General features: G+C 41.5%; 10 protein-coding genes. 7 read left to right on the forward strand and 3 right to left on the reverse strand.

All coding sequences use genetic code 11. The features are described 5' to 3' along the window. Nucleotides 1-10: 10 nt before the first annotated feature. The 4 genes from V7K41_RS16675 to V7K41_RS16690 all read left to right on the forward strand — a co-directional run bounded on the left by V7K41_RS16675 (nucleotide 11) and on the right by V7K41_RS16690 (nucleotide 2,937). Nucleotides 11-313, forward strand: coding sequence for a hypothetical protein (locus V7K41_RS16675; protein ID WP_334849831.1), 303 nt, complete (start codon nucleotides 11-13; stop codon nucleotides 311-313). A gap of 2 nt (nucleotides 314-315) precedes the next feature. After that, complete coding sequence (locus tag V7K41_RS16680) at nucleotides 316-1,224, forward strand: hypothetical protein (protein ID WP_334849833.1); 909 nt, start codon at nucleotides 316-318, stop codon at nucleotides 1,222-1,224. A gap of 299 nt (nucleotides 1,225-1,523) precedes the next feature. Continuing rightward, nucleotides 1,524-1,748 (forward strand): hypothetical protein, encoded by a 225-nt coding sequence (locus tag V7K41_RS16685; RefSeq protein ID WP_322720852.1) that lies wholly within the window; start codon nucleotides 1,524-1,526, stop codon nucleotides 1,746-1,748. A gap of 235 nt (nucleotides 1,749-1,983) precedes the next feature. Then, nucleotides 1,984-2,937, forward strand: a complete 954-nt coding sequence (locus V7K41_RS16690; protein ID WP_334849835.1) for an aldo/keto reductase — start codon at nucleotides 1,984-1,986, stop codon at nucleotides 2,935-2,937. 10 nt (nucleotides 2,938-2,947) lie between these two features. Here the strand turns inward: V7K41_RS16690 and V7K41_RS16695 are convergent, their stop codons facing one another. The 3 genes from V7K41_RS16695 to rimO all read right to left on the reverse strand — a co-directional run bounded on the left by V7K41_RS16695 (nucleotide 2,948) and on the right by rimO (nucleotide 6,993). Then, complete coding sequence (locus V7K41_RS16695; protein WP_334849837.1) at nucleotides 2,948-3,526, reverse strand: Uma2 family endonuclease; 579 nt, start codon at nucleotides 3,524-3,526, stop codon at nucleotides 2,948-2,950. Nucleotides 3,527-3,862: 336 nt separating this feature from the next. Beyond that, entirely contained in the window at nucleotides 3,863-5,392 is a 1,530-nt protein-coding gene (locus V7K41_RS16700) for a DEAD/DEAH box helicase (protein WP_334849839.1), read from the reverse strand. A 281-nt stretch (nucleotides 5,393-5,673) separates the two neighbouring features. Continuing rightward, nucleotides 5,674-6,993, reverse strand: coding sequence for a 30S ribosomal protein S12 methylthiotransferase RimO (gene rimO / locus V7K41_RS16705; protein WP_334849841.1), 1,320 nt, complete (start codon nucleotides 6,991-6,993; stop codon nucleotides 5,674-5,676). Nucleotides 6,994-7,748: 755 nt separating this feature from the next. On the opposite strand from rimO, the gene btpA reads away from it, so the two are divergent. The 3 genes from btpA (at nucleotide 7,749) to V7K41_RS16720 (ending at nucleotide 12,532) form a co-directional block, all read left to right on the forward strand. Beyond that, nucleotides 7,749-8,597 (forward strand): photosystem I biogenesis protein BtpA, encoded by an 849-nt coding sequence (gene btpA / locus V7K41_RS16710; RefSeq protein WP_334849844.1) that lies wholly within the window; start codon nucleotides 7,749-7,751, stop codon nucleotides 8,595-8,597. 127 nt (nucleotides 8,598-8,724) lie between these two features. Beyond that, nucleotides 8,725-9,708, forward strand: coding sequence for a vitamin K epoxide reductase family protein (locus tag V7K41_RS16715; RefSeq protein WP_334849846.1), 984 nt, complete (start codon nucleotides 8,725-8,727; stop codon nucleotides 9,706-9,708). A gap of 625 nt (nucleotides 9,709-10,333) precedes the next feature. Next, nucleotides 10,334-12,532, forward strand: coding sequence for a CHASE2 domain-containing protein (locus tag V7K41_RS16720; protein ID WP_334849848.1), 2,199 nt, complete (start codon nucleotides 10,334-10,336; stop codon nucleotides 12,530-12,532). Nucleotides 12,533-12,954 lie beyond the last annotated feature (422 nt).

Consider the following 12,954-nt stretch of genomic DNA (forward strand, 5'->3'; position numbering starts at 1 on the left):
ATCTGAATACATGAGTATTAATTTTTCAACTATTGAAATTGATCGCAGCATTAAACTCAAAAATACTTTGCTTAAAAGTCCAAAACAACTTCACTCAAAACTAGATGGTCAGGCAATACATATAGTTAATAGAGTTATTAATGATGAAGATTCTACTAATTTAGTAATTACACTGAAAGAATTTCTTCTTCCTTATATCACTGATGAAAAGCTAATCACCGTCGGTAAACGTGATAAAGAAAACACTCTAAATTTTAGAATTATACATGATGCCGAATTTTATGAAAAAAGCGGGCTAGTTCTCGAACATTGAACTTGTTTGATTGGGCTAAACTTCAACTCAAAGGGATTTGGACTTTTGCTGCTTGGGATGAAGATACAGACCACGTAATTTTTATGGAAATTCAACCAAATGGTAATTTTGAATTCTACGAAATGGATGGTCAAGATATATTATTTAACTGGCAAAAATTTGAGAAATATAGAAAATTCATGACAGAGGATAGCTCTGGAGATAAAATAAACACATTAGAAGGTCTTGTTATTTCTGATGCTGGTGATATAAATCAGATATTTATAACCGATGAAATTACTATTCCTGACCTTTCTAAAATTGAAAATATTCTCAAGGAAGTCGAAACTGAACTTCCTGAAAACAAGCGAAGTGGAGATGAGTTAGCTGATATAGTTGAAGAATTTTTACAAGAAGCATCTGACCTTGATATTGAAAAATTTGAATCATTCTCATCGGAATTTAGAAAAATTGGTAACCAACCTATATCGAAAGGAGATTTTAAGTCTTTAATCGCACAGTATTTGGGAACAACAAAGAAGGTAGGAGACAAGGATATTGATGTCAGTAGTACAAGTGGGGCTACTCGTTTTAGAGATTACCTTCTCGACCAATATCAAATTCGATTGAAGTTCCCCCAGGATAACCAGAGCAAAGAAGATTTATTCGACGCTTCTCTTAACATAAAATATTTTGGTGAAACCGAAAAAGAAGCTCATTACTTTGTTGGAGACCGAAAAGAAAAGGTGCAATTCTCTTTCAAAGATGCCTGTCATCTTCGTAAAATCGTGGCGGTGGATGACTCAAAACTGATATTCAGACAACTCCTTGAAACTATGGATGTTGATTTTGTCCGCACAGGGCAAAGTACCGTAATCCCTTTTCCATTTAAGTATATTAGGGAGTATAAAAATTTTGGTGTTGCTAAATGACTGTATTAATCAGTATTGATCAACGGCAAGAACTCTTAGTTTGACGTTAGTTTGACGGATTTTACTTATTTTTCTAACCCCAACATACGGAGAAATATTTTCAAATATATCCAATATTAAAATTTACTAAAGTTCTCGCATTGCCCTGTAACTTTATCGGACGCAATCAAACCACATAACAATATCAATATTAAAATGTGGTTTTAACTACGCTATTCCATTGAATTAGTAAGATAAACTTTCCCTATGTATGTCATCAAACTACTTACCTTCATCTAGTAACCAAAAAGGCATAAGCAATGAGTAAAGAACCAGTCAAAGTAATATTATGGGAAGAAAATCAAAAAGATTTTCTAAAAAAGTTCTATGATCTCCAATTTACTCCCAGAGTAGGAGAAGAAGTTTATTTAAAGAAGGAGAAATGGAAAGTAACCCGGGTTGAGCATGATGTAGAAATTAGTGAGATTAATGTCTATATGGAATTAATCAAAAAAGCCAAGCAGGATAAATCATCTAATTCTTAAATACAAGTAAATACACTCAACTATTATAAAAGGGAGGTTATTAGCCTCCCTTAATTCTGAGAATAGTAAATTGTCAGGTGTAATTTGTAAATCTTTATGCAAGCCGCGATGTCTACAACGGGCTACGCCTACGCACAACAAGAATTGCAGCCAAGTGGTAACGATCGCACCGTATTTTGTCTATAACGATACACTATAAAAGTAAAGAAATGTAAATAAACTAAATTTTGTAACCGTGGAAAACATCACATTGGGGCAAAATGGCCCAGTTGTTACACCTTTGTGCATAGGCACTTGGGCTTGGGGTGATAAATTATTTTGGAATTATGGCGATCGCTACGGCCCAGAACAGTTACAAGAAGCCTTTACAGCAGCCTTAGAGGCTGGTATTACCTTCTTTGATACTGCCGAAGTCTACGGAATGGGAAAGAGCGAGAAATTTTTAGGACAATTTCTGCAACAGACACAACAGCCTGTACAAATCGCTACAAAATTTGGCCCCCTACCGTGGCGATTTACAGCCCAATCCGTCTCGGATGCTTTAACAGCCAGCCTCAAACGGCTACAACTTGAGCGAATCGCCCTGTATCAAGTGCATTGGCCTTTTGCCTTCTTTTTATTTTTAAGCCAAGAAACTTTGATGAATGCCCTAGCAGATGAAGTGAAGCGGGGTAGGATTGCCGCAGTGGGTGTGAGTAATTACTCAGCAGAACAAATGCGAGACGCGCATCAAATATTGGCGGCGCGTGGAGTGCCTTTGGCTGTGAACCAAGTACGCTATTCTTTACTCAGTCGCCAAATTGAAAGCAAAGGTATTATCGCAACTGCACGTGAGTTGGGTGTGACTATTTTGGCTTATAGTCCTTTAGCTCAGGGATTACTCACAGGGAAGTACAGTATTGATAGTGCTGAAACGCCTACTGGTGCGAGGAAAATAGACCCACGATTCAAGAAAGAAGGTTTGCAAAAAATTGCCCCAGTCATATCTTTGCTACGCAGCTTCGGGGAAAAATACGATCGCACTCCTGCTCAAGTTGCTCTTAACTGGTTAATTGCTCAGGGGAACGTTATTCCTATTGCTGGGGTGAAGACAGCCGAACAGGTACGACAGAATGCTGGTGCTTTGGGCTGGAGATTGAGCGACGATGAAATTGGAGAGTTAGAACTAGTTAGTCGTCCTTGGCTGTAGTATTTTTGAACTACTCGAATACAGGAGGCCAAATTTCTGACACTACTAGCTCCCAACCTGGTAATAAGTCTGGTAGTGTCAGTTTGTTATTATCCTGCAAAACTATTGGTTCTTGGTTGAGTCGATAAACTGTGAGCGTCAATTTGTCAGGATCAATCAGGATACCAACTGTACATCCAAGTTGTAGGAATAACTGAATTTTTTCTACCAGTGGTTTGATGCTGTCTGACTTAGATTTTATCTCTACCATCAAATCAGGCACCAGTTCCACAAAGTCGCGCTTGCTTGTTTTTAATCGATCAGCACGAACAAAAGATACATCAGGAGCGCGGAGATTTCGTTTTTCGTTATCAGCTTCTTTCGCGTTTTCAGTGTCTAATGTAGGCAAAATAAAACCAGCGCTAGAACCAGTCACCCGTCCTAGCCTCTGTGGGCGTACCCAGTTGCCAAGTAATCTAGCTAACTCAGCACCTATTTCCTCTGACTCATAATCTAATGGCCCCATAACAACTATATTTCCATCTACTAGCTCCATCTGCCATTCTGGATGCTCTGCTTGTAGTTGCTCTAAGTCTGGAATAGTGAACATAAGACCACGAAGAATGCATCTTTTATTAATCTTCCTACAAACTGATAGAATAAATTACCCAAAAAGCCAAAAAGTCAAGAGCCAAAGTCAAAATCTTGACTCGTAACTCTCAACTCTGCCAATTTTGGATTTTGGGTCGCACTTTTGGTGCGCTTCCAGCGTAACTTGGATTTTGGTGAAGCAGCGCGGTCCTCTCCCAAGGGGAGACGCCAAGGGCGATGGGGGTTTCCTCCATGAGCGACTGCTGTTAGCGCAGCGTTAGCGATGCAGGAGCGTCACCCAAAGGGATTGAAGAAAAAATCTAAAATCCAAAATTGATCAACTTCTAACTCTTGACTAAGAAGCTGATTCTCTGGCTGTAGGTGAACCTAGCTTTTTACTAGGAGATGCAGAAGACTCACGACTTGTCCGCAGTTTGGGCTTGGGAGAAGAATGTCTTTCTTCTTCACCATTGCTGTTATCTGATTTCCACGCAGAACGGGGACGATCGCTGGAAGATTCACGACGTTTGCCGAGTCGGGGTTTGGGAGTGGAGGATTCTTCTTGGGGAATTTCCACGTCTGAACTCAACCAAGCGGGACGAGTTTGATCGTAAGCAATTTGCAGTGCAGCTGCGGCGATCGCTTGAGCATCGTATTCTTCAATTAGTTCGCTGACAATCGGTAAGAATGAAGCCAAACGCTCACCTGTCAAAGCTTCCCGCACCTGTTCTTGCAATTTCAGGATGTGTCGCGCTTCAATCTGGGCGCGTGTAGGAATCGACAGCAATTGCCAACTTTGGCGGTTATGACGTTCAAATGTTTGCTGCTTGCGCCGCTCAAATGGTTGTACTAAAGAAATTGCTGTTCCTTCTTTACCAGCACGACCAGTACGACCAATGCGATGGACGTAAGTTTCTACGCTATCGGGTAAGTCGTAGTTGATCACATGGGAGAGTTGATCGACATCTAACCCTCGTGCTGCAATATCAGTTGCTACCACCCAGCGAACTTGACGGTTACGGAATCTGCTTAATAACCGTTCCCGCGCTTGTTGCGACAAGTCACCGTGGTATTCATCAACACTGTGACCAGCCCCTTGTAACTGACTGGTGAGTTCTGCGGCTGTGCGTCTGGTGCGGACGAAGATTAAAGCTGTTTCTGGATCTTCCATTTCCAGAATCGGCTGTAAAGCTTTGGCTTTTGTCCAGTGGCGAGGGATCAGGTAAGCTACCTGATTAATCTTGTTGGGAGCGGCTTTTGGTTGCTCAACGGTGACAGTCGCCGGCGATCGCAAGAACTTATTCACCAACATCCGAATCGATGGTGGCATTGTTGCCGAGAATAAAGCTGTTTGGCGTTCTACGGGCGCTTGAGAGAGGATTTTTATCACATCGTCGATAAAGCCCATGCTCAACATTTCATCAGCTTCATCCAATACAAACCACTTGACTTGATCGAGCTTTAAACAGCCGCGATCAAGCAAATCGATCACCCGTCCTGGAGTACCCACGACCATGTGAACGCCACGTTTGAGTTGTAACATTTGACGGTCAATTGATTGACCACCGTAAATTGCTAACACCCGCAATCCTTCATTACCGATGAATTGGGCGATCGCATCGTGAACTTGCATCGCTAATTCACGAGTTGGTGTTAAAACTATGGCTTGAACGGCTTTTTGATTAATATCTAGCCGTTCTAAAATTGGCAGAGAAAATGCTGCCGTTTTGCCTGTTCCAGTTTGAGATTGACCTACCACATCACGACCTGCAAGCAATTGAGGAATTGCTTGCACTTGAATGTTAGTTGGTTCAGTAAAACCAATTTTTTCTAGTTGTTCGACACGTTCTTGGGAAATGCCTAATTCTTGAAATGAAAGAGTCATTAATTCGTCCTAAATTTTTTGTAAGGATTTTTGGATTAGTCATTTAGTCATTAGTTATTAGTCATTAGTCATTAGTCATTAGTCATTAGTTATTGGCTAGTTAGTCAGCCAAGGGCGATAGCAAAGCCTCAATTCTTGGAGAAGCTATGCCTACGAGTGAGTCCCCGAATTTCAGGTAAACCCTCATGAAAACTGCCATTAATGCAGCGTTGATCTTGGGATAAGGGTGAATCTGTAAGGGTCATTTAACAAAAGACAAAGGACAAAAGACAAAGGACAATTTAGTTATTGACTACTTGACCATAGAGGTCGTATGTATCAGCGTGGTGAATCGCTATTGGCACGATGGTTCCTAATTTTGCCTGGCCTTTGACATACACCAGACCATCAACCTCTGGGGAAAATCTACCTGAACGACCGATTAATTCACCACTTTCAGGATTTTCTTGCTCAATCAGGACATCAACGATTTTGCCTACTTCCTGTTGATTTTTCTTTTGAGAAATCGGTTGCTGGATTTCCATAATTTGGTATCGGCGCTCGTCCATCACCAATTGGGGCAACTGATTTGGCAACTTGTAAGCTGGGGTTCCTTCCTCAGAGGAAAAGGTGAAGACACCAACATGGTCAAATTCATGCCGTTGAACAAACTCTAGTAGATGCTCAAAATGCTCTTCAGTTTCTCCTGGGAAACCAACAATAAATGTTGTCCGCAGTACGGCTGTTGGTAGCGCCGTTTTGATGCGATCTATAATCCCATCATTTACGCGTCCTTGCCAAGGACGGTTCATGGCGCGGAGAACATCTGGATGAGAATGCTGCAATGGCAAATCCAGATAAGGCAAAACGTTAGGCGTTTCTTGGATGGCCGCGATCGCATCTGGGGTCAGTCCCGTGGGATAAGCGTAATGCATTCTGATCCACGGTATATCTACTTTCCCCAAAGCGCGAAGTAATTCGGCTAATTTTGGCTTACCGTAAATATCTAGACCGTAGTTAGTGGTGATTTGGGAAATTAGAATAATTTCCTTGACCCCTTGACTAACTAACTGCTCCGCTTCGGCGACGATAGATTCAATAGTACGCGATCGCTGGTTTCCTCGAAGATGAGGAATTATACAAAATGCACAACGATAATCACATCCTTCCGCAACCCGGAGGTAAGCAACACCCTCCGTTGTAGTGCGATAGCGCGGTGTAGTTTCGTCGGCAATGTAGGTTGGCTCTATACTAACCTGTTTGACCCGTTCGCCAAGTTCAACACGCTCAATTACATTTACAATTTTGTGATAATCGCCTGTACCCACAACGGCTACTGCTTCAGGCAACTCCTCCAAAAGTTGTTCTTGGAAATGTTGCGCCATACAGCCAGTGATTACGATCTTTTTATTTGCCTCTGCCAGTTCTACTAAAGTTCTGACAGATTCTTGCCGGGCCGCTTCAATAAAACTACAAGTATTAACAATAACGTAATCTGCTAACTCTTCATTTGTATCTACACCGTAGCCTGCTTCTACGAGCATTCCCAGCATGTGTTCTGTATCAATTCGATTTTTCTCGCAGCCCAGGTGAGAAATGGCAATTGTTGGCTTGTCACCCATATTTTGAAAATATCTTCATTTTTTTCTTGTAGTCAACATTCTGGCGCTAATTTCGCTTTTTTCCGATCTCTATCCTTCTAATAACAGTACAGTGGCAAATTCCCACTGTCAGCAACTGTCCGTGGACTTATGACCCTATCACTAATAAAAATAGAGGTCATGTTATGATATTTTTATCAATCTGTTCCCCAGGGTAAATTGAAGTGTCTTTGGGTACATTTGACACTTGTAATCTTTTTTAACAATTCGCCTATTGGTATTTTACATTACCACAGCGTGTGCGTTGTTAACCTACCCATCGGGAAGCCGCCCAAAGGGCTTGTTGTGAGAAGCCGCTACCCTCAGGGAAATCGACGAAAGCGACTACGCCTATAAAGCAGTAATGCTACCCTGGCGATTGGCAAGTCCTACGACAGTGCGCGGACAAGACGCCTAAACCACGGAAAGCTGCCTTGCGTCTAGTGAGTGGCAAACTCCTCTTGTAGCCAGGTTTTATCTTAACATATCTTATGGGAGGTTTCACGCCAATTTCCATCTGGGGAAAGAGGCAATAAACCGACTATCATAAAACACATTTGACTAGTTAATGAAAAGTCAAGAGTCAAGGGTCAAAAGGAGCCATTCACGTGCGGGGTTTTCCCCGTTGAAGAGCCACCCTTATATAGAGGTTCCCGACCTTCAGGGGAGTGGTGTTGAACTGGCGTTCAATAGTCAAAAAATTCTGGACTCTGGACTCCGCGAGGCGGATTAAAGACGTGGACTTATATCAGATATTTAAAACTCGCTCACCAATTATTGGCGTGGTTCACTTGCTACCACTGCCTACCTCACCCCGTTGGGGAGGTAGCCTAAAAGCGGTGATTGACCGTGCCGAACAAGAGGCCGCAGCCTTAGCAAGTGGAGGGGTTGACGGTCTGATTGTCGAAAATTTTTTCGACGCGCCGTTTACCAAAAACCAAGTCGATCCAGTGGTTGTGAGTGCCATGACCATTGTGGTGCAGCGGATACAGAATTTGGTGACTTTGCCCATAGGCTTAAATGTATTGCGAAACGATGCCAAAAGTGCAATAGCGATCGCTAGCTGTGTACAGGCGCAATTTATCCGCGTCAACGTCCTCACAGGCGTGATGGCAACCGACCAGGGATTAATTGAGGGAGAAGCCCATCAATTACTCCGCTATCGACGGGAGTTAGGTTCTAATGTTAAAATCCTGGCCGATGTGTTGGTGAAACACGCCCGTCCTTTGAGTTCTCCAAATCTCACAGTCGCCGTGAAAGACACCATTGAAAGGGGTTTAGCAGACGGAGTGATTTTATCGGGCTGGGCTACTGGTAGTCCTCCTAACTTAGAAGATTTGGAACTAGCTTGTGGCGCAGCAAACGGTACGCCAGTGTTCATCGGTAGTGGGGCCAATTGGGAAAATATTGATACATTGATGCAGGCAGCAGATGGTGTAATAGTTTCCAGTTCCCTGAAACGTCATGGACGCATAGAGCAACCAATTGACCCAATTCGCGTCAGCCAATTTGTGGAAGCCGCACGTCGCAATTGGAACTCCAAAAGTGAAAGCAAATCAGCAGAACAAGTGAAATTACATTCTTAGAAAGTGGGGAGTAGCGAGTAGGGCGTAGGGAGTAGCGGGAGCAAGCGAACAATTATTATTCCCGATTCCCGATTCCCGATTCCCGATTCCCGATTCCCGATTCCCGATTCCCGATTTCCTAATATTTATGATTCGCCGCCGTTCTACTCCTTGGATTCATAAATGGTCACGTCCATTGATTGCCGCGATCGCTGGATGTGGTGCTCTGATAACAGGTTATCTCACCATAGAAAAGTTAACTGGAGGCAGTGCCGCTTGTGTGGCACAGGCTGGTGCTAAAGGCTGTAATGATGTGCTTTCCAGTGCTTGGGCAACGGTTTTTGGTCAGCCATTAGCTTTGTTTGGGTTTTTGGCATACACCAGTATGGTGATATTCGCTTTGGCTCCCTTGATATTCAACTCAGGGGAAAACAATAACCGCAAACAATTGGAAAATTTGACGTGGTGGCTGCTACTGGTAGGTGCGATCGCTATGTCTGTCTTTAGCGGCTACTTAATGTATGTGCTGACATCTCAAATCAAAGCTATTTGTCCTTACTGTATCGGTTCAGCTTTGTTTTCCCTGAGTCTTTTGGTACTAACGATTATCGGTCGGACTTGGGAGGATATTGGACAAATCTTCTTTACCGCCCTGATTGTCGGGATGGTAACGCTGATTGGTACTTTAGGCATCTATGCTGGCGTGAACCAATCAGATGTTACACCTGGAACTCCTGGACAACCGACAAAAATTACCTTTACTCCCAAGGAAAACCCCAACCCAGCGTTCGGTTGGGAAGTTACCACTACTTCTAGTGAAGCAGAAATAGCCTTAGCACGCCATCTGGCGAAGGTAGGCGCAAAGGAATATACTGCTTATTGGTGTCCTCACTGTCATGAACAAAAGCTGCTTTTTGGTAAAGAGGCCGAAGAAGTAATCAACAATGATGTTAAGGTAGAGTGCGCCTCCGATGGACTCAAAGCTCAACCAGAATTGTGTAAAGCCGCAAAAATTGAAGGTTTCCCCACTTGGATCGTTAATGGTAAAAGCTATAGCGGAGTCCAAAACTTAGAGGAACTAGCGAAAGTTTCTGGTTACACAGGGTCTGGCAACTTCAAGTATTTTAAGTAAAGTACCTACACTGACCTTCAGTAGTTCACACATCATAGTCAACTGGATGAATAAAGTAAAATCTGTTTCCAGTTGGCTTTTTTGTTTTTGGTAATAGATAATAGGTCTTATCCAATGCCCAATTACCAATTTTCCTGCGGCTTTTATCTGTAAATACTTAAGCTCAAGGAAATTAGCTAAGTATATTTACTTTAATACAATGTATATTTTAATTTATTTTTAGAACACTTGAGAGCCACCTTGGGATGTAATCATGTCAGGCTCGAACCGGAGGTGTGTCTGTTAGAAGTTAACGTAATTCTCAGCAAAATACCTAATCTATCGCAAATGTGAGCTTAATTGAGTAAGCTCTACTAGAGAAGGCTTTGAGAGTTAAATTTACTGAACTCACTTCCAACAATATTTATTAATCTGTGCTGATAGCTACAAGAGTCCCAGTTGCCCTTTGGTCAGATAATTGGTCTCAATATATGGTAATACATCACAAATACCACGATGTCTTGATGAACCTTGCTGAGTTGAAAAAATTTTTAGAAACTCTATTTAGCTCCTACTTGAGCTATGTTAGTCCGATAGTTAATAGCTATAGGAAATAGAGAATATTTCTGCCTATTAGGTGATGGGAATGAATCAGCAGCTAGGCAAGCGTTTTGTTAAGTTAATCTTTAGACTGAAACAATCGCTTAGTCGAGGACACAGAGAATTGATTACTGCGGCCGCCAGCGTTGTAGTCTGCGTCCTGCTTTTGCACTCCATTGGATTATTGCAATCTTTGGAGTTGGCGGCTTTGGATCAATTTTTTCGCTTACGTCCAAATGAACCACCAGAAGAGCGGATTACGATCGTAGTGATTGATGAGACTTATATAAACGAAGTACGTTCGTGGCCAATTCCAGATGCGAATATTGCCCAGTTGTTGCAAAAATTAAATGTCTACAAACCCCGTGCTATTGGCTTAGATATTTACAGAGATTTACCAGTAAAACCTGGTAATCAAGAATTGCGTAATGCTTATAATTCAATGCCCAACTTAATTGGTATTGAACTACTAGCAAATGACAAAAACTTTAGTGTTCCGCCTCCATTGGGACTGAATCAGGATCAAGTGGGCTTTAATAACGTGCTGTACGATCTTGATGGTAAAGTGCGTCGCAGTTTGTTGTATTGGCACGTTGATAATCAGGTACATGAAAGTTTTGCCCTGAAGTTGGCTTTATTGTATTTAAAGTCAAAGGGAATTACTCCCAAGAAAGCAAAAAGTAACCCTGAGTATTTGCAATTGGGTAAGGCAGTATTTACTCGTTTTGAGGCTAATGATGGTGCATACGTGGGAGCTGATAATAGAGGCTACCAAATTTTAAGCAATTTTCCCAAACCTAAATGTCATTCATCTAAGGAACTTTGTAGCTTTCGCCAGGTATCGATGAGAGATGTACTGGCAGATAAAGTCAAAGCAAACTTAATTAAAGATCGGATTATACTTATTGGCTCCACTACACCCAGTCTCCCAGATGTTGTATTTATTCCCTACTCCAGCAGTCTAATGGGTATAGGAAAGCCTGTACCTGGTATTGAATTGCAGGCTTATTTTATTAGTCAGTTAATCTCTGCTGCTGTTGATGGAAGACCATTACTCAAAGTTTGGCCTGACTTGGTGGAATACTTGTGGATTTTTGTTTGGTCTTATCTGGGAGCCGTAACGATATGGTGGATACGAAACGCAACTAGGAGTCTCTTCTGTATCCTAGTTTCTTGCTTTGTATTAACCCTGAGTGCATACCTTGCTTTCTTGTACGGTTGGTGGATACCACTTATTCCCTCACTGGTTTGCTTTGGCATTTCAGCTATTTGGATGACTAGTCGTATTGCTCATATGCAGCAAGAGTTGAAACGTTCCAAAGAATTTTTGCATCACGTCATCAACACGATTCCCGATCCAATTTTTGTGAAAAATGAACAACACCAGTGGATTGTTTTAAATGAGGCGTATTGTCGATTTATCGGTTATCCAAATAAGTTATTACTTGAAAAGTCAGACTATGACTTTTTCCCAAAACATGAAGCTGATGTGTTTCGACAAGAGGACGATCTTGTTTTTCGGACTCAGCAACCCCAGGAAAATGAAGAAGAATTTACAAATGCTGATGGACAGACTCATCAGATTGCCACTAAGCGATCGCTTCACAAAGACTCGGCTGGCAATTTCTTTTTAGTTGGTGTCATCCGAGATATTACTCAGCGCAAGATCATGGAAGAACAGCTTAAGCGTACTGCTGCTGAACTATTCCACTCTAATAATGAATTAAAACTCAAAGAAGACCACTTACGTTATTTAGCGTATCACGACCCCCTTACCGGTTTATTCAATCGCAAATTTTTTGCCGAACAACTTCACGAGTCTTTACATTGGGCACAACACAATAACTTGTTGCTGGGACTGCTGTTTATCGATCTAGATGGCTTTAAGCAAGTCAATGATACTTTGGGACACAAGACGGGCGATCGCTTGCTAATGACTATTGCTGAAAGACTCAGCAACTCTTTACGCGCTAGTGATACAGTTTCTCGTTTGGGTGGTGATGAATTTACTGTGATTTTACGGGCAATTCCTGATGTCCAAATAGCTGGTCAAGTCGCCGAAAAAATTTTAAGCAGTATTACCAAACCAATTGTTTTGGACGGATATACAATCCAAGTCTCTGCCAGTATTGGCATTAGTGTTTATCCATACAACAGTCAAGATAGTGAAACTTTGATCAAACAAGCTGATACAGCAATGTACCGTGCCAAGCGCTTGGGTAAAAATCGCTACGAGTTTGCTTAATTAGTCAAGATTCAAGTCTCCAGTTTTTCTCACTTTAGTTACAATTTTTACCTCTAAATTCGGAATTTAGACTGGAGATACGTCTAAGGCACTGTCTTGAAAAAATATAGCGGATCTCCTGCAAGGTAAATTTTTAACCAAAATATAGACCTAGTAAGGCTTTTTGCCTTGAAGCACTAAACCTCATATCTTATGTCAGAAAGCAATTAATCACCAAAGATAATTAGGAAAATAATTTTAATGTAAAATCTATTGCATATAAAATTATACTTATATTTATTCGGTTATTACGCCATTTTATAAATTTAAAAATCCTTTTAATACCATAAATACGTTGTTTTATCTTTATAGATATTTACTCATCAAACCTAAAATATACAATTAAATAAGTATTATTTCATATTTTTATAAACTCCTGATTT

The organism is Nostoc sp. (genome assembly GCF_036917415.1).
Classification (GTDB): domain Bacteria; phylum Cyanobacteriota; class Cyanobacteriia; order Cyanobacteriales; family Nostocaceae; genus Nostoc.

What these genes read in the sequence shown, in the direction of transcription:
- V7K41_RS16675 (WP_334849831.1), top strand. Translation starts at nt 11, where the DNA reads ATGAGTATTAATTTTTCAACTATTGAAATTGATCGCAGCATTAAACTC.
- V7K41_RS16685 (WP_322720852.1), top strand. Translation starts at nt 1,524, where the DNA reads ATGAGTAAAGAACCAGTCAAAGTAATATTATGGGAAGAAAATCAAAAA.
- V7K41_RS16695 (WP_334849837.1), bottom strand. Translation starts at nt 3,526, where the DNA reads ATGTTCACTATTCCAGACTTAGAGCAACTACAAGCAGAGCATCCAGAA.
- V7K41_RS16700 (WP_334849839.1), bottom strand. Translation starts at nt 5,392, where the DNA reads ATGACTCTTTCATTTCAAGAATTAGGCATTTCCCAAGAACGTGTCGAA.
- rimO (WP_334849841.1), bottom strand. Translation starts at nt 6,993, where the DNA reads ATGGGTGACAAGCCAACAATTGCCATTTCTCACCTGGGCTGCGAGAAA.
- V7K41_RS16715 (WP_334849846.1), top strand. Translation starts at nt 8,725, where the DNA reads ATGATTCGCCGCCGTTCTACTCCTTGGATTCATAAATGGTCACGTCCA.
- V7K41_RS16720 (WP_334849848.1), top strand. Translation starts at nt 10,334, where the DNA reads ATGAATCAGCAGCTAGGCAAGCGTTTTGTTAAGTTAATCTTTAGACTG.